This is a genomic window from Streptomyces sp. NPDC015139, from assembly GCF_043079785.1.
GTDB classification, from domain to species: domain Bacteria; phylum Actinomycetota; class Actinomycetes; order Streptomycetales; family Streptomycetaceae; genus Streptomyces; species Streptomyces albidocamelliae.
Window position 1 is genome coordinate 17,139 of the sequence record NZ_JBIBUW010000011.1, and the last position, 21,536, is coordinate 38,674.

18 protein-coding genes are annotated in these 21,536 nt (G+C 71.1%); 6 read left to right on the forward strand and 12 right to left on the reverse strand.

Annotated elements, in window-relative coordinates:
* The first annotated feature begins 104 nt into the window (after positions 1–104).
* From ACF08B_RS27250 to ACF08B_RS27260, 3 genes are read left to right on the forward strand one after another with little or no spacing between them, the layout of a single operon-like run.
* Positions 105–623, forward strand: coding sequence for a hypothetical protein (locus ACF08B_RS27250; RefSeq protein WP_392319822.1), 519 nt, complete (start codon positions 105–107; stop codon positions 621–623).
* 28 nt (positions 624–651) lie between these two features.
* A complete protein-coding gene (locus ACF08B_RS27255) occupies positions 652–2,931 on the forward strand; it encodes a hypothetical protein (protein WP_392319823.1) in 2,280 nt (759 codons plus the stop codon).
* Between the two features lie 16 nt (positions 2,932–2,947).
* Positions 2,948–3,493 (forward strand): hypothetical protein, encoded by a 546-nt coding sequence (locus ACF08B_RS27260; protein WP_392319824.1) that lies wholly within the window; start codon positions 2,948–2,950, stop codon positions 3,491–3,493.
* Positions 3,494–3,509: 16 nt separating this feature from the next.
* Here the strand turns inward: ACF08B_RS27260 and ACF08B_RS27265 are convergent, their stop codons facing one another.
* The 11 genes from ACF08B_RS27265 to eccB form a co-directional block, all read right to left on the reverse strand.
* Positions 3,510–3,782, reverse strand: coding sequence for a hypothetical protein (locus tag ACF08B_RS27265; protein WP_392319825.1), 273 nt, complete (start codon positions 3,780–3,782; stop codon positions 3,510–3,512).
* An 80-nt stretch (positions 3,783–3,862) separates the two neighbouring features.
* Entirely contained in the window at positions 3,863–4,162 is a 300-nt protein-coding gene (locus ACF08B_RS27270; protein ID WP_073890159.1) for a WXG100 family type VII secretion target, read from the reverse strand.
* A 74-nt stretch (positions 4,163–4,236) separates the two neighbouring features.
* Entirely contained in the window at positions 4,237–4,587 is a 351-nt protein-coding gene (locus tag ACF08B_RS27275; RefSeq protein WP_392319826.1) for a WXG100 family type VII secretion target, read from the reverse strand.
* Between the two features lie 132 nt (positions 4,588–4,719).
* On the reverse strand, positions 4,720–5,940 hold the full coding sequence (locus ACF08B_RS27280) for a S8 family serine peptidase (protein WP_392319827.1): 1,221 nt from the start codon (positions 5,938–5,940) through the stop codon (positions 4,720–4,722).
* A gap of 99 nt (positions 5,941–6,039) precedes the next feature.
* The gene (locus ACF08B_RS27285) at positions 6,040–7,842 is read right to left on the reverse strand and encodes a hypothetical protein (RefSeq protein ID WP_392319828.1); all 1,803 of its coding nucleotides are present in this window, start codon (positions 7,840–7,842) and stop codon (positions 6,040–6,042) included.
* Positions 7,843–7,844: 2 nt separating this feature from the next.
* Positions 7,845–8,273, reverse strand: coding sequence for a hypothetical protein (locus ACF08B_RS27290; RefSeq protein ID WP_093697694.1), 429 nt, complete (start codon positions 8,271–8,273; stop codon positions 7,845–7,847).
* A 437-nt stretch (positions 8,274–8,710) separates the two neighbouring features.
* Positions 8,711–9,799, reverse strand: coding sequence for a hypothetical protein (locus ACF08B_RS27295; protein ID WP_392319829.1), 1,089 nt, complete (start codon positions 9,797–9,799; stop codon positions 8,711–8,713).
* Positions 9,796–11,055, reverse strand: coding sequence for a hypothetical protein (locus ACF08B_RS27300; RefSeq protein WP_392319830.1), 1,260 nt, complete (start codon positions 11,053–11,055; stop codon positions 9,796–9,798). The genes ACF08B_RS27295 and ACF08B_RS27300 overlap by 4 nt, the downstream gene beginning before the upstream one ends.
* The gene (locus ACF08B_RS27305; RefSeq protein ID WP_392319831.1) at positions 11,049–11,657 is read right to left on the reverse strand and encodes a hypothetical protein; all 609 of its coding nucleotides are present in this window, start codon (positions 11,655–11,657) and stop codon (positions 11,049–11,051) included. The genes ACF08B_RS27300 and ACF08B_RS27305 overlap by 7 nt, the downstream gene beginning before the upstream one ends.
* Positions 11,645–12,883: a type VII secretion-associated serine protease mycosin gene (mycP, locus tag ACF08B_RS27310; protein ID WP_392320034.1), complete on the reverse strand. Its 1,239-nt coding sequence runs from the start codon at positions 12,881–12,883 to the stop codon at positions 11,645–11,647. Before mycP ends, ACF08B_RS27305 begins: the two co-directional genes overlap by 13 nt.
* Before the next feature lie 83 nt (positions 12,884–12,966).
* Positions 12,967–14,490 (reverse strand): type VII secretion protein EccB, encoded by a 1,524-nt coding sequence (gene eccB, locus ACF08B_RS27315; protein WP_392319832.1) that lies wholly within the window; start codon positions 14,488–14,490, stop codon positions 12,967–12,969.
* A gap of 205 nt (positions 14,491–14,695) precedes the next feature.
* Between eccB and eccE the strand changes: the two genes are divergently transcribed.
* The 3 genes from eccE to ACF08B_RS27330 all read left to right on the forward strand — a co-directional run bounded on the left by eccE (position 14,696) and on the right by ACF08B_RS27330 (position 20,450).
* Positions 14,696–16,066, forward strand: a complete 1,371-nt coding sequence (eccE, locus tag ACF08B_RS27320) for a type VII secretion protein EccE (protein WP_392319833.1) — start codon at positions 14,696–14,698, stop codon at positions 16,064–16,066.
* Positions 16,066–16,830: a hypothetical protein gene (locus ACF08B_RS27325; protein WP_392319834.1), complete on the forward strand. Its 765-nt coding sequence runs from the start codon at positions 16,066–16,068 to the stop codon at positions 16,828–16,830. The genes eccE and ACF08B_RS27325 overlap by 1 nt, the downstream gene beginning before the upstream one ends.
* A gap of 362 nt (positions 16,831–17,192) precedes the next feature.
* Positions 17,193–20,450 (forward strand): SCO5717 family growth-regulating ATPase, encoded by a 3,258-nt coding sequence (locus ACF08B_RS27330; RefSeq protein WP_392319835.1) that lies wholly within the window; start codon positions 17,193–17,195, stop codon positions 20,448–20,450.
* 90 nt (positions 20,451–20,540) lie between these two features.
* Here the strand turns inward: ACF08B_RS27330 and ACF08B_RS27335 are convergent, their stop codons facing one another.
* Positions 20,541–21,488: a bifunctional riboflavin kinase/FAD synthetase gene (locus tag ACF08B_RS27335; protein ID WP_073890140.1), complete on the reverse strand. Its 948-nt coding sequence runs from the start codon at positions 21,486–21,488 to the stop codon at positions 20,541–20,543.
* Positions 21,489–21,536: the final 48 nt, after the last annotated feature.

Below are 21,536 nucleotides of genomic sequence, written 5' to 3' on the forward strand. Positions count from 1 at the left end.
GGGCGCTGCGGCCCGTTCATCCATGTTGCTACGTTGTCCGGAACTGGACGATCCGTAGTGAACGGCGATCACAGAGCAGGCACTGCGCGGAGGATGGATCACCCATGGCATGGGACGAGTGGGAGCAGCTCAAGTCGGACGCGCTGACGCGCCAGCAGGGTGGGACGACGCACATGCGGCTCAATCAGCTGCCGTCCGACCCGGGGGGCTCCGCCGCGGCTCCCAACCAGACGGGTGACCTCAAGGTCACCCAGCACGATCTGACGAAGATCGGTGGCCAGGCCCACACCCTGTACAACCATCTGTGGGACAAGGCCCGGCTGTCGAACACCAGCGTGGACGCGGCGGCGGGCGACCTGACGAAGCAGGGTTTCGCACTCGGAGCCGGTCTGTCGCACGTGTCGATCAAATGGGACTCCCAGCTCAACTCCCTGCTGGACGCCTGTGCCCAGATCTCCAACCACATGCAGGTCACGAAGAAGATCCACGCGGGCGACGACGCGTACATCCAGCGGCAGATGAGCAGCATCGACACTCTCGACGACGGCTTCGACGAGCGTGTCGGCGGGCCCGGGAAGCACAACCCGGTCTACGGCTCGTCGGAATCGCCGAAGAAGAACTGATCACCACGCCTGACGGGGGCCCCGACTCATGGATCTCGACGCTCTGCGCTTCGCCAATTTCAAGCAGCTCGACGATGCCGTCGAGGACTTCGGACACATAGTCCGCAACCTGAAGGACCTGGCGGAGGACGCCGAGAAGGGTCTGCACCAGGCCGCGAACAAGGCCGACTGGGCCGGCGAGAACAGTCAGGTGACCAAGGAGTTCATCGGCAAGACGGCCGGTGAGTTCCAGGACGCCCACACGCAGGCGCAGACCATACACAACATCCTGAGCGACACCGCCGGGGAGCTGAAGGGCTACCAGAAGCAGCTCAACGAAGCGCTGGACCGCGGGCTGAAGAAGAACCTGACGGTGATGGACACCGGCGACGGCTCGTTCACCGTGACCATGAACGTCCACCCCGACCGTGCCGCGGCCGGGTACACGCCGCCGGAGCACGACGAGCAGGACGTCACCGCGCTGAAGAACGAGGTCGAGAAGATCCTCACCGCGGCCACCAAGAGCGACAACTCGGCGAAGACGGTGCTCACCGCCGTCGTGGACCAGACCGAGTACGGCTTCTCGGACGCGACCTACAAGGACCGCGACACGGCCGAGGCCGCCGTCGAGGAGGCGGACGCGATGGCCGCGCTCGCCAAGAAGAACCCGGAGAAGCTGACGCCCGAGGAGTTCGACAGGCTCAGCGCCGGGCTGAAGAAGTACGCCGACGACCCGCTGTTCGCGGAGAGGTTCGCCACCGATCTCGGGCCGGACAAGACGCTCGAGTTCTGGGCGGGCATCAACGACCCGCACAAGGCGGCGCAGTTGGGCCAGGCCCGGGTCGACCAGTACGACGACCTCCAGCGCAGCCTCGGTATGACGCTCGCCACCGCCTCGCACAGCGACTCGGCCGCCATGACCCAGTGGAAGGGCCGGATGATCTCCATCGGCGACGATCCGGTCGGCGGTCAGATGGGGCCCATGGGCTTCCAGGTCATGAGCAACCTCATGCGCGCGGGCGACTACGACGACCAGTTCCTCAAGAGCTACGGCACTTCCCTGATGGCCACCGAACGCAGGCTCACCGGCAACGGCGAGCACGCCAACCTGGCCTGGCAGCACATGGGCGTGGACCCGTGGCTCAACCGTATGGGCGACGACAGCGGCGACGACCCGCTGACCGGCTATCTGAAGGCGCTGTCCAGCAGCCCGGACGCGGCCACGGACTTCCTGAACGAGGAGTACCTGCCCAAGGGCGGGGACCACAAGGAGGCCGTCTCCAACTTCTCGTACCTCTTCGAGGACCGGGAGTGGCCCAAGGAGACCGACCTCAAGGGCGAGGACATCCACCCCGGGCAGAACAACCTGGCGATGGCCATCGAGGCGGCCACGACCGGGCATCCGGCGGGCGAGCTGCCTACGGCGGACACCCCCGCGCACAACGCCCAGCAGGCCAAGCTCATGGCGAGCGTGGTCGCGTCGATCAGCGACGACCCGGACCGCCTGACCGAGCACAGCTACATGTCCGACAGCATCGGGCAGATGGCGTCGGAGTACCTTCCGGACATCAACCGCGCGTCCACCGACGTCAAGCCGGATCCGGACTCGGCCGACTGGAAGCAGATCGAGAAGCTGTTCCCCGTCGCGGGGTCGTCGGCGGCGATGGACCACGCCGACGTGTCCCGCTTCCTCATCGCCGTGGGGCAGAACCCCGAGGGCTACTCCGCCGTGGAGGTCGGCCAGAAGGCCTACATGGCGAACCTCATGGACTACCACATGAATCCGGACCTGCCCGCGGACCACCGGTACGGGCAGAACATGGAGAACACCATCACGGAGATCTCCCGGCGGTCGGCGGAGGTCGGGGGCTGTCTGGCGATCGGCCGGCAGGAGGCCGTGCTGGGCCCCGCGAAGGAAGCGGACGACGCCTACAACCATGCCGTCTCGCAGTGGCAGAACGTGGCGAACGGCGTCGTAGGCACCGGCATCGGCGTGGGGACGAGTTTCATCGCGACCCCGGCCGTGGGTGCTGTCGCCGGTGGTGCCGCCGGCACTGTCAGCAGTGTCGTCCTGGGCGAGCTGTTCCAGGACGTGGAGGGCAGCAAGCTGGAGGACAGCGGGCTCACCTCCGCCCAGCTCTGGGAGGACAGCCGCGAGCGCAACATCGCGCTGGCCCAGAAGGCGGCCACCGAGGCGGCCAAGGCCCACCACGTCTCGTACGCGGACCAGGTGGGCGAGTGGGCCCGGTACGGCACCCAGGACGGCTTCAACGACGCTTCGACCGACGGACGGCGCATGGCCGACGACCTTGAAACCGAAATCTCCTGACGAGGACCCGAAACCGATGCCGCAGTCCCGCTCCCGTTTCCCGCTCCGCCGCGTCGTCGGCCTCCTGGCCGTCCTGGCCATCGGCCCGGCCGTGACCGCATGCTCGTCGGGAGACTCACCGGCGAAGCGGGAGTACGCCACTCCCTCCTCGCTGTGCGGGACCGCCGTGTCCTCCTCCGCGTTGGAGCCGCTCCTCCCCGCGGGGAAGAAGATCTCGTCCGTGAGGAGCGGCCCCGCCGGCTTCGCCCGCTGCCGGCTCGTGGTGGACGGGCAGGTCGCCGTCACCAGCATCGTCGAGCAGTGGAAGTCGGGCACCACGCTCAGCGACGTCGCCTACGGCACCTACGGCATCAAGTCCGGCAGCGTCGAGAAGGAGAACACGCGGTACGTCGTCACCGACGCGCAGGCGGTCGGGCGTATCGACTGCGGGAAGCGGGGCAAGGACGGTCACGTCGTCTTCGCGATGGTCCGCGAGGAGCACGGGACGGCCGGTGCCGCGGCCATGGAGAAGGTCATCACCGAGTTCACCGACTCGGTGTCCGCGTCGAAGCAGTGCGCCTGAGCCCCGGTCTCCCGGCTCAGAAGACCGGCAGCGCGCAGAGCAGGGCGTCGTTCCTGACGAACGCCCTGTTGCCGCCGACCGCGATCCCATGGTGTTCGGCGTCGGGCAGTTGGTAGGTGAAGCCTCCGTCGCCGGTCTCCACGTCGACGGCGTTCACGTGGGTCCTGTAGGCGTGGTCGATCATCCACACCCCGGTGCCCTGGAGAAGAATCCCGCTGTCGCCACTGGCATCACTGCGGGAGGTCCACTTCTTGCCGCCGTCGCCGGTGTCGCGGCGTTCGGGGAACATGCCGGCAAGCGTCTGGGCCGACGACAGGGTGGGCGCCTCCCGCGCGCGCCCACCCTGGAGTTGCTTCTACGAGCCCCGGCCTACCGGAAGTAGCTGGCGGCCTTCTTGTCGCCTTCCATGTACGTACCGCCGGACTGGGCGACGACGTGACCGATGCCGGTCAGCGCCTGGTGGATGTCGTTCGCCTCCTTGTCCCAGCGGCCCAGCTTCTCGTTGAAGGTGTCCTGGGCCTGGCCCTCCCAGTACTGAAGGCTGCTCACGACCAGCCTGCGCAGCTCCTGCAGGTCCTGCTCGAGCTGGCTCGCCTCGTTACCGATCTTGGTCGCGGCGACGTCGAGCCCGTCATAAGTGACTGACAGACCGTCAGCGTTGTTGGCCATGCGTCTCTACCTCGTCTCACTGCTGTGTGGCTGTGGATGCCGGCTGCCCGGCGGAATGCGGTGTCTCGCTCGACTCAGTAGGAGTTGAGGGCAGACGAGGGAACGGTGGGAGCGCCGTCCTGCAGGTCGATCTTGGCGACCGCCGCGCGCACCTCGTCTTCCTTGCTGTCCTTGATGTTGCGGGTCGCGGTCATCGCCTCGATGACGTCACCGAGGATGTTGCCGATGTTGCGCAGCGACTCGTTGATCTCGTACTGCTTGCGGTCGAACGCGGCGCGGCCGATACCGTGCCACTGGCCCTCGAGGCCGTCGATGACGCCCTGCAGCCCGTGCACCCGCTTCTGGATGCCCTCGTACTTCTCGACCATCTGCTTCTCGAGGTGGACTACTTGTGCGTCTTCGAGCTTCTGCTTGTTGCCGGCCATGTCAGCCCGCCCTTTCTCTGTGTGTCTCTTTCGTCCAACTGTCTCGGCTCACCGCTGCTCAGTGCGCTGCGGCGATGAGCGCGTACTGCACGCCCGCTCCGAAGGTCGCAGGGTTACAGACGGCTGACGACGTCACCTGGCACGTCGTGCCCGCATGACGGCCACACCCGCACCGCCGATCACGATGACCGCGGCGGCGGCACCGAGCGCGATCCAGAGGGTGTTGCTGTCGTTCGACGGCTCCGCGCTCGATCCTGCCGCCGAAGTCGCCCCGCCAGAAGTCTTTTCGGGGGCTTGTGACGCGGTTGATGCACTGGCGGAAGGGGAGGGTGAGGGCTTTGTGCCGGACTTGGCGAGGAGGTTTCCGCCGTTGTCCTTTGCGAGGGGGTCGACGTTTGCCGGGCCGGGGTTGTAGTGCGGGTTTTTGAGGACCAGACGAGGTCGAATCATCCCGTAGCCGATGTACTTGCTCGGCCCCTTGCTTGGGTCCTTTCGACCGGCAGTGTCGATCAGCGAGCGCACCACCTGGTTCACGTTCCAATCGGGATGAGCCGACCAGATGAGGGCCGCAGCGGCTGAAGTGAGTGCGGCCGCCGGACTCGTGCCATGACGGTTGTCGCAGTATGAGCGAAAGGAAGCGTCACACCAACCGGGAAACCCCTCACCGGGAGCAGTGAGGTCTACGTAGTTGCCGTAGGACGAGAACTTTGAGACCTTTCCGGACGGGTTGGCCGCCGACACTCCGATGACATAAGGAAAGGCAGCCGGGTAGTCGATGATGCCGCTCTGTCCCTCACCGGCGTTATTACCCACCGCCGCGATCAACAACTTACCCTTGGACGCTGCGTACTTGACCGCCGCCTCGTCCTCGTCAGTGGTCATACCGCCGAAGGACATGCTGATGATCTTCGCGTCCGTGTCGGCCGCCGCCCTGAGCGCTTCAGCGGGCTCGGGGGTCTTCTCCTTCTCGGACTCCCCCTTGAGGCCTTCGAGTTCCACTCGGTACGGAACGATCTTCGCGCCTGGCGCAAGACCCTTCAGGCCTCCGCCGGCACCTGTACCAGCGATGAGTTCGGCCATGCTGGTTCCGTGGCCTGCGTAGTCGTCCGTGGCCTTGTAACCAACCGACTTGGGTACTTCGTCTGCCAGGACCTGCCCCTTCAAGGACGGCGTATTGGGGTTCACGCCAGTGTCGATGACAGCGACCTTGACGCCCTTGCCCGTGCTCACCTTCCACATCTGCTCGGTCTCCATCGGACCGAGGTACCACTGCTTCGACTGTTCGTCGTAGGCGGCGGCATGCGGAGCGAGTCCGACCGTGACGGCAGCCAGGGCGCCGACGACCGCGGTCACAGCACGTACTCGTCTGCCACCGCGCGGTCCGTGGAACGTGGCCCGCCCGGCTCGTCGGCTGGTCCCTGACTTCATCGTTTTCGCTGTCCTCGCTCGCGCTCAGTCGACCACCGGCGGTACATCACGCCGGGGCTTGTTGGGCAGATGTGTCTCTTCGTCCTCGACCAGGTAGTCGGGACGCGCAGTTCCCTCCGCGTCCTTCTCCTCCCTGGCCTTGCCGTCACGCCCGGGTCCGCGCACGAGGCCGGAACCGCCACGCGTCATGCCGTTGCGCTCGGCTCCGGCAGAGGAGTTCCGCCCGGTAGGCCTGCCGGTGACGGACTCGGACGTTCCCGTACGGCCGCGGGCACCGGTGGTGTTCGAGCCGGGTCGCCCTGCTGCCTCGGACGCTCCGAAGACGCCCCGCTGCCCGACTCGTCCGTTCGCGGAGCGCGAGTTGGCTGCCTGCTCACCGCCGACGACCGTGCCGCGAGGGATCCTGGCCCCGCTCTTGGACGACGCACCGCCCGTGTTCGTGGGTCGGCCGCCGACGACTCCGTTGGACCGGCCCGCCCCGGTGGACGGCCCGCCGCCCGTGCGCGACGCGGCCGTGCCACCGGCTCGCGGCGTACCGCCGGAGATGCCTCGGCCCATGGGCGTGGACTTCGACCCGGACGTGGCGCCCCTCGCGGCGGACTGGCCGGTCGACGTGGCGCGGCCCATCTGGTTCGCGGGCCCCTGGCCCGTGGCGCGGCCGGAACCGGGGTTGCCCAGGTTGGACGTACCCGCGCGGCCCTGCGCGGACGGCGGGGTGCGGTATCCACCCGTGCCGTTCAGGGGCCGCCCCGTGGTGCGGCCGCCGGGAAGCGGGGTCCCGACAGGGCCCGGGAACACGTTGGGCTGGCCGCCGCTCGTGGGCGGCGTGCCCGTGACCGGAGGGGTGTGGGTGGGCCCGGGTGCGGTCGTCGTGGGCGGGGGCAGCGTGCCGGTGCTGTCGATGTGCGTGCCGACAGGCTCGTCTACGTGCGGCGGCACATGGCCGGGCACCTGGTGTGTGGGCGCCGGAGTGTTACCGGTGTCCTGCACGCTTCCGTGCCCCGTCGGCGCGATCGTCGTGTGATGCGTCCCGACCGAAGCGGAGGACGCCCCCGCGGAGTCGTCCGCCACGGACCGACCGGCAGCGGCACCAGGGTCGTGCGCGTACACGGCCGGCCTGGGCACTCCCATCTCCGGCACGTCCTTGAACGTGGGAGCCTTGCTGTCCAAGACCTGCAACTGCTCCTTGGACACCGCGTAGTAGGACGCCAACCGGTTCATCTGGTTGATCGCCTCTTGGCGGTCCTTCTCCACCTTCACGGCAGCGGTGTAATCCTCTTTGTTCGCTGCCTTCTCGGCCTCTGTGAAGTGTTCGGGGCGCTTCCGGCTCGCCTGCGTGTCACGAGCCGGCATCGCCTTCCGGACGGATGACAGTCCGACAGCGGCAGCGGTGATCTGGTCGCCCGCTCCACCCGCGAAGCTACTCAGGTCGTAGCTGCTCGACACGAGACCGGTGCCCCACGTGCGGAAGTCGTCGCCCGCTTTTCCGACCCACGGGACGGTCTCGAACTGCCCCCTGAGCTCGTCGGCCGCCACCTTGATGGCATCGCGCGCGTCCCAGAGGGCGCGACCGGAAGATTCCAGGTCCTCGGGATTCGTCTTGTCGACGAGGTCGAGCATCGCATTCAGGTCGTAGTCGTCGAATTCCGTACGACTGACCAGGGCCTCCTTGTACGGAGTGCCCTTCGCCACGCCGCGAATGGTGCCGTCTATGAATTCCCTGAGGAAGCCACCGCCATGAGGATGCTCCCCAGCACCACGAGCGAGGTCCGTGAAGGTGTTCTGGCCGGAGACCCGATCCAGGTCTTCCTTGTGCTTGTCGGTCATCGTCACATCACCCAGTCGTCCTGGTCATCGCGCTTGGTCCCCTTCGCGCCATCGATCTGACGGATCTCCGCCTGGATCGCCCAGAACCGCCGCCGCTGGTCCTCTTCGAGGTTGTCGAAGGTCCCCTTGGCCCCGAGGACCGCGATACCCAACGCCTCGATCTGCAGGTGCAGCGTCTTGGAGAGGTTGGTGAGCCTCTCGTGGACCGCGTTGAACGTCCTGTGCAGGGCGTCGGCCTCGTGGAAGCTTCCGCCCGTGCTGCTGAGAGCACCCTGCCTGATCGACTGATCGTGAAGCCGCGTCGGAGCACCTGGCGACTTCTCAAGATTCTGCAGGACCCCGTCGACCCGCTTGACGAACTTCTTCAGCGCGTCACCGCTGGCCTCCAGGTTCGCCGCCGACACGCCCCCGACCATGTCTTCCGGAAGCACGACGCTCCTCCCCGTTTCCCCGTACACCCATCGACCCGACCGGGTCGAGGGGCGTTACTCGCTCGCCGTACGATCGCAAAGCGAGCCGCGCCTGACAACGCGTTTACCACTCTAGTCAACCTGCCCAACCGGTCCAACCAAGCATGTGTGTTAACTCGGTTACGAGACCGGCTCCGGTGCCATGGTTTGCCCGACTTGCCGGTTCGCAGTGAACACACACATGTGACGGCCCGCCAAGTGCCGACGGCCCGGCGGTACTCCACGAACCCGGTTCCGCTCGGACGCCTGCTCCCCGGCGCGGGATCTCCATCGAACCTCCACACCAGCCCGAAGGTCGGTCCCCTGCAACACTGGGCTTGAGTGCGCGAGTTGGACACTGAAGATTGAGGGCACACCGCTCGGCTGACGGGCACCTGCCGACGCGTGATGTTCGCTCGTCAGGGTGTCACCGGCGTACCGCAGCCCCGTCCCCGTGCCGAGTGTTCCGCGAAGGCCCGCAGTGCCTTCCTCGCGTACGCGCGCTCGGCCTCGGGCACCCGCGCCCCGTCCCCCGGACCGTCACGGCGGACCACGAACACCGCCCGCTCGGACCCGTCGGCCGGGCACGACGCGGATCCCCAGTAGGAGCCGTCCTGACGCAGCCGGCCCTTGGGGGCGTCGGCCGGGGTGGGGTCGGAGGTGTAGTGCTCCTCCGCGTAGCCGGCCTTGAGGCGCTGGGCGTACGGCCCGAAGTAGGCCTGCAGCAAGTAGCGGTGACGGCCCAGGCCGTCGTCCCCCAGGGAGCAGGACTCCCAGGGGGCTCCGGCGCGTGTCGTCTCGCGGGCCGTGGTCACACCGGTGGTCCGGGGGATGCCGGCGCAGGTGCCGGTCGCCGTGGACAGGGGCTCGAACTCCTCCTCCGAGACCGGGAGTCCGACCGTGCGGAGCGGAGTCCGGCCCGGGCGGGTGACGCAGCCGTACGCGTCGGCCGCCTTCTTCGCCGTGCCCGTGGCGATACGCAGGTGGGCCGGGCGGTTGGCGGGGTCGTCCAGTGTTCTGCCGAGGTCCGTCTCGACCGTCACCGTCAGGCCCCTGACCGGTTTGCCCGCCGGCCCCGGTCTGCTGCCCCTGCCGCACCGCAGGGTGAGCGTGGTCGTCGCTCCGCCGTCGTCGGAGTCCGCGGCGAAGAGGCCGGACCAGCCCTGTCCGACCGGCACCGGCAGCGTGTCCCCGGCGGAGCCGCCGGCGAGGGGGACGGAGAGCCAGCCGTTCGCGCCGATGCGCCCGGTGTCGACGATGCTCACCTTCGCGCTGCCGCCGTCGGCCTCCGCGTTCACCTGGCAGGTGTCGATCCCGTTGCCGGATCTGCTGTTCACCTCCAGGTGACCGTTCCCCAGCACCGCGCGCACGTCGGCGAGGGGGAGCATTCCCCCGCAGGCGCGCGCCACCGCGCGGTCGTTCTCGCCGTACAGCCAGAGACCGCCGCCGAGTGCGAGCAGTGCCGCCGACCCGAGTGCCGTGTTGCGGATGATCCGTCTGCGTCTCACGTCCACTGCTCCACCTCGCCCAGCAGTTCGGTGTCATGGCAGTGCTGCGCCTTCGGCCATCCCTCCGGCGCGGACAGATAGCTCTTCATCAACTGGTGCACGCACGCTGACAGTTGTGCGCGCTGGGCTCGGCTGAGGCGATAGGCGCCGTCCACCGCTCCGTCCAGGTCCGGGCGCACCGAGACGCGGTGGTACGTCGGACCGGCCGCGCACCGCGAACGGGCCCAGAGGGCGAGCGTGGCGTCCGTGTCGGTGAGGGTGTCCGGCCGGTCGTCGAAGCCGGGGTACTCGCCGTCGCGCTCGTAGTCGCGGTACGCGCTGCGGCCCAGGTCGCCCGCCCAGCTGGTGGCGTCGGCGGTGACCGGCTCCGGCGGGGCGGGCTGCGGGTCGGTGTAGGCGCTCTTGTCGTCGTTCCAGCGCTGGGCCTGGCAGACGCTCAGCAGGCGGGACCGCTGGAGGTCGCCGGTCGCGGTCCAGGTGCCCCGCAGGGGTGCCGATCCGGCGCGGCTCCTGGCGGTCATCCACCGGCATTTCCCGATGTCCCGGCCCGGCTCCTCGACGCGTACGGAGCCGTAGTCGCCCGAGTCGACCGGACCCCCGTCGGCGTCGTGTTCCTCGTACGTGTCGATCACCCGGGCGGGGGTCCGGAGCGCGGACGCCGAGCCGCAGTCCGCCCGTTCGGCGACACCGGCCGCGACCTCGACCGCGATGCGGAACCGGGTGCGTACGGACGCCTTGTCCATTCCCACGGAGACGTACATCTGCGTCGACGGGCGCGCCCGACCGGTCAGGCCCTCGGGGCACTCGGCGACGACCCAGAGCTCGCCCTCGTCGTCGCTGTCGCGGCCGGTGACGCCGGGGGCCTCGTGTCCGGGTGCGAGGAGGTCCTCGGTCTTCAGCTCGTACGGGAGGTGGTTGACGAGTGTCGCCGCCTCGACGTGCACACCTCCGTGGCCCGGCCAGTCCAGGGTGCAGTTCAGCAGGGAGCGGCTCTCCTCGCCGGCGTGCAGCAGGGTGCCGTACTGGTCGACCCTCCCCGGCACAGCGTCCGGAACCCGTTCGGCCAGTTCGCCGTACGGCAGCAGGCCGCCGCAGGCTCGTCTCAACTGCGCGCGGTTGGCGGTGAGATGGCCGCCCCCGTCGGGCAGGGCCAGGGTCAGGCCGGTCGCGGCCAGGGTGAGGGCCACGCCTCCCGCCAGGGGCAGGCGCAGTTTCCTCGGGATGCGTGCCGTCGCCTTCCTGACGGAGGTCAGCACGCGCCCTCCTTGACCGTCACGGCGAGCCGGTACCCCAGGTAGGTGAGCGTCCCCTCGCCGCCGGTGATGCCCGGCGGGGTGTAGTCGTCCTTCATGGAGCGGGTGCGCTCGACCCGCGTGCAGAACGCGTCCCCCGTGCCGTCCGCGGTGACCGTGAAGGAGCCGCCCGCGGCCGTGTCGCCGGCGGCCGGGGTGACGGTCACGCCGGTCTCGGGGGCGTCGCCGCCCGCGTTGCGGACCACCTTGTCCTCGATCAGCGACGCGTAGTCGTCGAAGTGGAGGGGGCTGCCCGACTCGTCCGTCTGGAACCGGTAGCCGTCCAGTTCGTCCGTGGCCCGGTGCACGGCGTTCGTCAGCTCACTGTCGTTCCACGACGAGTCGTCGGAGACGCCGAAGCCCTGGACGGCCGTGTAGACGCCGAGGCCGGCCAGGGTCACGAGGACGACGCGGGCGACGACGAAGGCGGCGTCGGGTGTCTGCGGGGCCGACGGGTTGATGCTCGCGCGCCAGCCGCGTACCCGGTCGGCCTTCACGCAGGCCATGGCGAGGAGCACGGCGGACAGGACGAGGCCCAGGACGTTCAGCCCGGTCAGCGCGTCCACGTACCGGCCTCCGGCACCCGCACCCGCCCGCGCCTGCGCCGCGCGTCCCGGACGGCCACGGCCGTGCCGCCCAGTCCCGCCACCAGGACCAGGCCGCCCACGACGGCGTACGTCGCGAGCCTGGTGTTCCGCTCCTCCGCGGTCTCGCCGAAGTGCAGCGGAGCAACCGACGGGGCCTCGCCCCTGGCGACACCGTCCTCGGGTGCCGGGGACTCGACGGGGTGCGCCGGATCCACGGCCGTCAGCGCCCGCACCGGATCGACGACGCCCCATCCGACCCGCATGTCCTTGCCGGGGATGGAGCGTTCCGCGGTCTGTTCGATCTGGGCGACGACCTGCCGGGCCGTCCAGTGGGGGTACTTGGACTTCAACAGGGCGGCCACGCCCGCCACGTACGGGGCGGAGAAGCTCGTGCCGTTGTCCGAGCAGTGGCCGTTGCCGGGCACCGTGGAGATCATGTCGACGCCGGGTGCGGCGACGCCCACGAAGTCACCGGACTGCGAGAAGGGCGCGCGCTCGTTGTTGCGGTCGGACGCCGCCACCGCGAGGACGCCCGGGTAGGACGCCGGGTACGTGACCTTGACGTTGCCGCCGAGACCGTCGTTGCCGGCCGAGGCCACGATCACGACCTTCTGGCCGATCGCGAAGTCGACCGCGTCCTTGAGGACCGAGTCCTTGGGGTCGAGCGCGTTGGCGGTGTCCTGGGAGATGTTGATGACGTCCGCGCCCGCCCGGACCGCGTCTCTGATCGCTGTGGCCAGGGTGTTCGCCGTGCCGTCGCCCTCGGCGTCGTTCTGCTTGATCGGGATGATCGTGGCGTTCGGGGCGAGGCCGACGAAGCCGGTGCCCTTCGCCGGGCGGGCCGCGATGATGCCCGCCACTCGGGTGCCGTGCCCGACGGTGTCCGTGGTGCCCGAGTTGTTGCCGCGTTCGATCTTCTCGCCCTTGGAGTTCTTCGCGGGCAGCAGGTTCTTGCCCTTGGAGGCGTCCACGGCCTTGGTGAGCTGCGGGTTCTTGATGTCCACGCCGGTGTCGATCACGGCGACCTGGACGTTCTTGCCGGTGGACTGCGCCCACAGCTCGTCCAGGTTGACGCGCTGGAGCGCCCAGGGGCGGCCCGCGTAGGGCTTGGACGGGAACGTGCACTGGCCGTCGTCCGCCCTGGCCGGGGCCGCGGGGAGGGCGACCACCGTGGTCGTCGCGGTGAGGACGACGGCGCCGGCCATGGCCAGGATCCGGCCGGTGAGTCCCGGTGCCCCGGCCGCGGGCGTGTGTGTCTTCAGCATGTGTGCGTCTCCTCCGCCCGTCGCTAGGAGCCCTGCGGCTGGCGTGCCGCCGACTCCGACAGGCGCGGGCCCGTCGGCAGGAACCTGGACCACTCCAGGGGCACGGGCGTGGGCTTCACCTTCTCGTAGCCGAGGTGGGTCTGGGCGATCCGTGCCTCGCTCAGCTCCTCCTTGCGCTTCTTGGCGGAGGTGCCGATGCCCTGGTCGTCCGCGGCGCTGTCGCTGTTGGACTGCAGGGCGTAGCGCAGGCCCGTGTCGGTGACCAGGAAGACACCGCCGGCGCCGGTCTCGGTGCCCTGGAACTGCCGGTAGAGCTGGCCGGAGCCGGGGGTGACGTACGCGCTGGAGGAGCCGGTGGGCAGCTGGGCGGGGAAGTCCGTGCCCACCCAGGTGGACAGCGTCTTGACGCCCTTGGCGCCTACCGAACGCAGCACGTTGCAGACGGTGTTGCGGCCGCTGGTGGTGCTGGAGCCGTCGTTCACCGTCTTCGGCTTGTACGTCGGCCAGTTCTTGTCCGCCTGGAACGTGGTGCTCTCGCCGACGGCGCCGGGGCTGACCTTCTGCGCCTCACCGGCCTGGCCGACGCCGACCAGCTGGCCGCTGCCCAGCAGGAGGGTGGCCGTGAACTCGGAGATGCGGGCCACCTTGCCCGGCAGCACGACGTAGTACTGGAGGGTCTGCCCGTCGTACGCCTTCACGACCTCGCCGACCTTGTCGTACTCGCCCAGCAGGCTGCCGCTGCCTGCCTTCGCGCCGGGCGTGCCGTCGATCCTGGGGATCGAGACGGGGGTGCCCTGGTGCAGGGTGTCGAGCCAGTCCTGGGAGACGCGCTGCGGGGAACGGCCCTGGGTGTCGAGGGCCTTGAGCAGTTCCTTGTCGGTGGGGTCGGCGATCTTGTACGCCGTGCCGCGCGCGTCGACGACGTACTGGCTCTTCCCGTCCGGGCCGACGACGTACATCAGGTCGCCGCGGGTGAGCCTGTCGCGGCCCTCGGTCCTGGACCACTCCTTCTGCGCGAGGACGAACGCCGCCTTCTGGATGGCCCGTCCGCCGTCGCCGGGGCGCTCGCAGACCGCCCACCGCTTGGCGGCCTCCGCCTCGTCGGAGGAGGGCAGGCGGTCGGGGGCGTAGGGGATGCCGATGGTGGCGCCGTGCGGGGGCTTGCCGCTGTCGAGGACCTTCTCGTCGACGGTGATGACGTCGGCCTTGTCGGGATCCAGGAGGAGTTTCGCCGAGGCCATGTTGAGGACGGGGTGCAGCTGCGTCTGCTTGCCGGTCTTCAGCACGACGTACCGGGTGGTGGACTTGCTGGCGACGATGACGTGTTCCTCGGGTGTGTCCCAGCCCTTGGGCGCCGTCGGGCTGAACATGCCGACGGCGCCGAACACCGCGAGGACCACGGCGCCGACGACGAGACCGGGCACGAGCGCACCCAGCGGTTTCGGGGCACCCTCCTCGGTGCCCGACGGGGAGGGCTGGAGGAATGACGCGAGCGTGCGGCGCTTCGCGAAGGTGTAGGCGTTGAGTTCGTCCCGCCGTGATGCCATCTGTGTCCGCTCTCTCCCCGTTGCGGAGCCGTGGGGGACCTGTGAAGATCCGTCCCCCGCCCTCGTTGCCTCTGGTGCCTCGACTGTCAGACCCGGCCCCTACTATGCCTGTTGCGCGGACGTGCTTGTGGCACGGGTAGGGTGCTCAGGGCTTGAAGGGACCGGAGCACAAGGGTTTTCGGGAGAGTTCGGGGGTTTTGGAGTGATGGCTTCCGCAACGCGGACCCGGTCGCGATCGCAATCGGGGTCACGCTCGGGTGGCACGCGCCGGCAGGGTGGCCGCCGCTCTTCCTCGACCCAGCCGGACACACGGCCCGCGTCCGCGTCCTACCAGGGCACTTTCACCCCGCACCCGGAGTCCCGTTCGGGGCGCGGCGGTTCGTTCGCGCTGCAGCGGCTGGTGCTGCTGGAGATCGCGGCCGCGCTCGTGGTGTGCGGATGGCTCGTGAACATGGTCGCGATGGTCGCCGCCGCCGTGGTCGCCGCGCTGCTCGTGGTGCTCGCGGTCGTACGGCGCCGGGGGCGCTCCCTGCCGGAGTGGCTCGGCACCCTGCTGGCGCTGCGGGCCCGCAGGAGGCGGGCCGCGAGCACACCGCTGCCGGCCGGCACCGACTCCGGGCTCGCGCCCGCCGTGGAGTGCGACCCGACCCTGCGCACCTACAGCTACAGCCGCGGCGAGGACCGCGACCAGCGGCCGGTGGGCATGGTGGGCGACGGCGGCTTCCTGACGGCGGTGCTCCAGGTGGAGTCGGACGCCGACGCGCTGCGGGCGGAGCGCAGCCGCAGACCGCTGCCGCTGGCCCTCGTCCGGGACGTCCTCGAAGTCGACGGGATCCGGCTGGAGTCGGCGCAGATCGTCGTGCACACGCAGCCCGCGCCCGCGCTGCACCTCCCCCAGCAGTCGGTGGTGGTCAGCAACTACGCGCCGCTGCAGGCTCAGACCGGTTCCCCCGCGGTCCGCATCACGTGGATAGCGCTGAAGCTCGACCCCGAGCTGTGCCCGGAGGCGGTGGCCGCGCGCGGCGGCGGCCTGACGGGCGCGCAGAAGTGCCTGGCGCGTTCGGCCGAGCATCTGTCGAGCCGGCTGACCGGCGCCGGGTTCCGGGCGAACGTGCTCACCGAGGAGGAGCTGACGGCGGCCATCGCCACCTCCGCCTGCGCCAACCCGATGGTGACCGCCCAGGCGGCCCAGGTCGGCCGGGGCGAGGCGGCGCAGCGGCGCACCGAGGAGTCCAGCCGCAGCTGGCGCTGCGACAACCGCAGGCACACCACCTACTGGGTGCGCCGCTGGCCCCAACTGGGCGGCGCCGGTGGCTCGCTGGCGCAGCTGGTGGCCCAGCTGACCGCGGTGCCCGCGCTGGCCACGACGTTCAGCATGACGCTGGCCAAGGGCGCGCAGCAGGACGTGACCGTCACCGGTCATCTGCGGATCACCGGCCGCAGCAACCAGGAGCTGACCGACGCGCGGCGCGAGCTGGAGCGTACGGCGCGGCAGGCCAGGACCGGGCTCGCCCGGCTGGACCGTGAACAACTCCCCGGCGTACTGGCGACCCTGCCGCTCGGAGGTGCCCGCTGATGGCCATGACGACCTCTCCCACCCCGGCGGGCACGACCCCGTCGGTGCCGGGCCTCGGCGAGCGGCTGCGCACCGGCTTCGGCCTGCTGGGCCCCCGCCACCCGCGGCACGCCCTGCCCGTCGAGCAGGCCGACGCGCTGTCCCTGCCCATCGGCGACGACGGTGTGGTGGTCGGCGACAACGCCGAGGGCCAGCCGGCCGTGCTCGGTGTGAACCGTCCGACGCCGTACGACATCGTGCTCATCGGCGGCCTGTGGACCGCTCAGGTCATGGCGTTGCGCGCGGCGGCCACGGGCGCGCGGGTGGCCGTGGAGACGGGGCGGGCGCAGGCCTGGATGCCGATGGTGCACGCCATGGGCGGCGGGCAGAACGGCCTCGCGGTGTACGACGTCGGCCGCGTGCCCCCGCAGGGCGCCTCGGCGGGTACGCCCGTGCTCGTGGTCCGGGACTGCGGCATGCGGCCACCGCGCGGCCGTGTGGTGTCCGCGCCGTGGCAGTCCGTGCTGACGCTGCTGCCCTATCTGAGCCCGGTGGCACCGCGGTTGATGCGTCAGGCGCGGCTGGTGGGTGTGCAGCGGGTGTCGCCGGACGAGGCGGCGGAGATCGGCCGGGTGATGGGGCTGCCGCGGCCGGAGCTGGAGACGCTGCCCACGCTGCCGGACGGGGTGACGCTGTGGTGCACGGAGCGGGACCGGCAGTACGTGGTGACCCGGGCGACGGACGCGGAGACCGGACTGCTGGGCGTGGCGCGCCGGATGGACTGACCGTCGCCCAACTTGGTCCGTTTTCACCGGCATTGCCGAGTAATCGCATGGATCGCCTGGTTAAGAGGCCCTGCCGGCAGGCGTCTTCGTCACGTTTCGGTGTACGTACGCGTGTCTCGTGTCGGTGTCCGGCCCGATGTGACGCGTCGGACGGCCACGAAGGGGTGGCGGGGCCTGCCTGCCCCGCGGTTTTGGTGATTAGGCTGGGGCAGGGCACGTCGCGCGCTCCCGCGAGCCGGGGGTCGCGCGCTCCGCGGCAGCCGGGGTCCAGTGGCCCCGGCGGGAAGCCCGGCGAATCGTACGACAGGAACGGTCGCCCCCCAGGCATGGCATGAGGGTGCTCGACCACACCAGGAGGAACTGTGAACAGCGATCGGGACGGGATCCGCGGGGGCTGGGCGACACCCGACGACGACCAGACCGACGCGGAGTCCGGCATCGAGATGACGGGCGAGTTCACGATCGACTACGCGCCGCCCGCCTGGTACACGCAGAACGCGTCGGGTGCGTCCGGCACGTCGCCGTCGGCGCCGGTGCCGCCTCCCGCGGGCGCTCCCACCCCGCCTCCCGCGGCCGCCACCCCGGCCGCGCCTCCGCCGCCGGTCGGTCCGCCGGTGGAGATTCCGGACCTGCCGCCCGGCAGCGGCTTCCAGCCGGCCTGGGGGTCCGAGCCGGCCCCCGCCGCACCGCAGGGCCCCGCCGCACCGCCGCCCGGGCCTGCCCCTGCCGCTCCGCAGCCGCCGGCCGTGCAGTCCGAGGCCCCGGCCGCTCCGGCCGTCTCGTCCTTCACCTCGGACGCGGAGGACGGCGACAACGGCGACCTCGTCAGCGGTGCGACCATGCGGATCTCCGCCTCCGCCCTGAAGCGGGAGATCGCGGAGCGGGCCGCGGCGGAGGAGACCTCCCCCGCGCGGCCCGCCGAGCCCACCCCGGAGCAGCCCCCGGGTGACATCGCGTCGGCGGTGAGCGCGGCCGGTGCCGACGGTCCGGAGACGGACGCCACGGCCGACGCCACGGACGAGCCTTCCGGCGCGGTCACGGCCCACGAAGGCGCGCAGGACGACGCGGACGACGGTGAGGCGCGAGGCGGCGCGGACGCGACGGCCGAGGACGCGCAGGCCGATTCCGGCAAGTCCGGCAAGGACGACGAGGAGTTCGGGCTCGCCCCGGCCCACGTCGTGACCGCCCCCGGGACCGCCTCCGGAGCCGACGACACGGCCGGTTCTCCGGCGGCAGCGGCGGACGGGGACGGCGTGCGGACCGACGGTGTGTCACCGGACGCCCCGGCGCCGAGCGCCCAGGCCCAGCCGGCGGCCCCGGAGAGCGGCGGCACCCCGACGGCCGAGGCGCCCGACGCGAACCCCGACGCGAACCCCGCCCCGGCCCCCGCCGGCCCCGCCCCGGCGGCGGGCGCCGACGCGGCCCAGGCCGCCCCCTCCGCCGCCGAGGACGCCGTCGCGGCTCCGCACACCCCTGCGGCCACGAGCCCCACGGCAGCCGCCCCGAGCCCCGCCGCACCGGAGCCCCGGGCCGCCTGGACTCCCCCGCCGGCGCCGCAGGACGGCATGCCTCCGCTGCCGCCCTCGTACCAGCCCGCCGCCCCGGCCCCGGCGGCTCAGTGGCCCGCACAGCCCGCGCCGCAGCAGCCCGGCCCGCCTCCCGGGCAGCCGCACCCCGCGGCCGCGCAGGGTCCCGTCGGCGTGCCCGGCCAGCAGCCGCCGTTCCAGCCGCAGCCCCCGCAGCCCGCGCCCGCCGCCTGGAACCAGCAGAACCAGCCCGCCCCGGCCCACCAGCCCGGCGCGCCCGTCCCGCCGACCGCGGCGCAGGCCGGACCCCAGCCGGCCCCGACGGGCCCCACCCCGCCCGGCGGCTACGGCTTCCCGCAGCCCGACGCCCAGCCCGCACCGGGTGGTTACGGTTTCCCGCAGCCCCCGGCACCGCAGCCGGCGGCCACCGCGCAGCCCGGTACGCCCGAGCCGCAGCCCGCGCCGGGTGGGTACGGCTTCCCGCAGGCCCAGCCGCCGCAGGTCGCCCCCAACGGACCCACCCCGGCGGCCGGTTACGGCTTCCCGCAGCCCGGCGTCACCGACCCGCACGCGCAGCCCGGCGGTTACGGCTTCCCGCAGCACCCCGGGCACCCCCAGAACCCGGAGCCCGCCCAGGCGCAGCCGCAGCCCCCGCACGCCCCGGTCGACCCGCGTACCGGAGCCGCGTGGCCGCAGCCCGTGCAGCACGACCAGCGTCAGCCCACCAACCCCGGTGCCGCCCCGCTGGGTTACAACGCCGCCGTGGAGCTGTCCGCGGACCGGCTGCTCAACAACAAGCGGCAGAAGGCGCGCAGCGGCCGGCCCGCGGCGGCTTCCTCCCGGTTCAAGCTGGGCGGCAAGAAGGAGGAGGCCGAGCGGCAGCGCAAACTGGAGCTGATCCGCACGCCGGTGCTCTCCTGCTACCGGATAGCGGTCATCAGCCTCAAGGGCGGCGTCGGAAAGACGACGACCACCACCGCACTGGGCGCCACCCTCGCCACCGAGCGGCAGGACAAGATCCTCGCCATCGACGCGAACCCGGACGCCGGCACGCTCGGGCGGCGGGTGCGCCGGGAGACCGGGGCCACCATCCGTGACCTCGTCCAGGCGATCCCCTACCTGAACTCGTACATGGACATCCGCCGGTTCACCTCGCAGGCGCCCTCCGGTCTGGAGATCATCGCCAACGACGTGGACCCGGCCGTCTCGACCACGTTCAACGACGAGGACTACCGGCGCGCGATCGACGTGCTGGGCCGGCAGTACCCGGTGATCCTCACCGACTCGGGCACGGGCCTGCTGTACAGCGCCATGCGCGGGGTGCTCGACCTCGCCGACCAGCTGATCATCATCTCCACCCCGTCCGTCGACGGGGCGAGCAGCGCCAGTACGACGCTGGACTGGCTGTCCGCGCACGGGTACGCGGACCTGGTGTCCCGGTCCCTCACCGTGATCTCCGGGGTCCGTGAGACCGGCAAGATGATCAAGGTCGAGGACATCGTGTCGCACTTCGAGACGCGGACCCGCGCGGTCGTGGTGGTGCCGTTCGACGAGCACCTGTCCGCCGGTGCCGAGGTCGACCTCGACATGATGCGGCCACGGACGCGGGAGGCGTACTTCAACCTCGCGGCGCTGGTCGCCGAGGACTTCGTACGGCACCAGCAGGCGCACGGGCTGTGGACCAGCGACGGCAACCCGCCGCCGGTGGCCGCGCCGCCCATGCCGGGCCAGCCGCTGCCGGGCCAGCCGTACGCGCAGGGCCAGCAGCCGTATCCCCCGCAGCAGGGCCAGCAGCCGTACCCGCCGCAGCCCGGTCAGCCGCAGCCGGGGCAGCAGCCGTACCCCCCGCAGCAGGGCCAGCCCTACCCCCAGCCGTACCCGCAGGCCGCGCCCGGACAGCCGTACCCGCAGGCCGCCCCGGGCCAGCCGTACCCGCAGGCACCGCAGGGCCCGTACCCGCCGGTGCAGGGCGAGCAGCCGCAGGGGCAGCCCTACCCGCCGCAGCCCGGCCACCCGCAGCAGCAGGCAGCACAGCCAGGGGCACAGCCGCCCCAGGCACAGCAGCCTCCGCAGGCCCAGCCGCCGCAGCAGTAGGACACACGACACGAGAGGGCGGCCGGTGCTGAGCACCGGCCGCCCTCTCGTGTCGTGTCCGTGTCCCGCGGTCGGCGGGACGTGCGGCGCCTACTCCTCCGCCGCCACGATCTCCCGGCACCGCTTCACGTCCGCGGCCATCTGCTCCAGAAGGGCCTCCAGGGACGCGAACTTCGCCTGGCCGCGCACGTAGGCGAGGAAGTCGACGCCGACGTGCAGGCCGTACAGGTCGAGGCCGACGCGGTCGATCGCGTACGCCTCCACCGTGCGCTCGGTGCCGTCGAACTGCGGGTTCGTGCCCACGGAGATCGCGGCCGGCATGGCCTCGCCCTCGACGTGCAGATAGCCGGCGTAGACGCCGTCGGCGGGGATCGCGGTGTGCGGCAGGGTCTCGACGTTGGCGGTCGGGAAGCCCAGTTCACGGCCGCGCTGGGCGCCGCGTACGACCACGCCCTCCACGCGGTGCGGGCGGCCCAGGATCTCGCGGGCGCCCTCGACGTCGCCCTCGGCGACCAGGCGGCGGGTCAGGGTGGAGGAGAACGGCTGGCCGCCGCCGGCCTCGCCGCTGACGTACAGGTCGACGACCTCGACCTCGAAGTCGTAGATCTTGCCCTGCTCGACGAGGAAGTCGACGTTGCCGGCCGCCTTGTGGCCGAAGCGGAAGTTCGGGCCCTCCACGACCGCCTTCGCGTGCAGCTTGTCCACCAGGACCTTCACGACGAACTCGGCCGGCGACAGCTTCGAGAACTCGGTGGTGAAGGGCAGGATCAGCACCGCGTCCACACCCAGGTCCGCCATCAGTTCGGCGCGGCGGTGGTGCGCGGCGAGCAGCGGCGGGTGGCTGCCGGGCCGGACGACCTCGCTGGGGTGCGGGTCGAAGGTGACCACGACGGCCGGGACGCCCAGCTCGCGGGCCCGGTCGACGGCGTGCTTGATGATCAGCTGGTGGCCGCGGTGGACGCCGTCGTAGGAACCGATGGTGACGACGCTGCGCCCCCAGTCCTGGGGGATGTCCTCCAAGCCACGCCAGCGCTGCACTGTGACCGCTCCTCGAACCCGTGTCCGTGTCTACCTTGACCTCTTGTG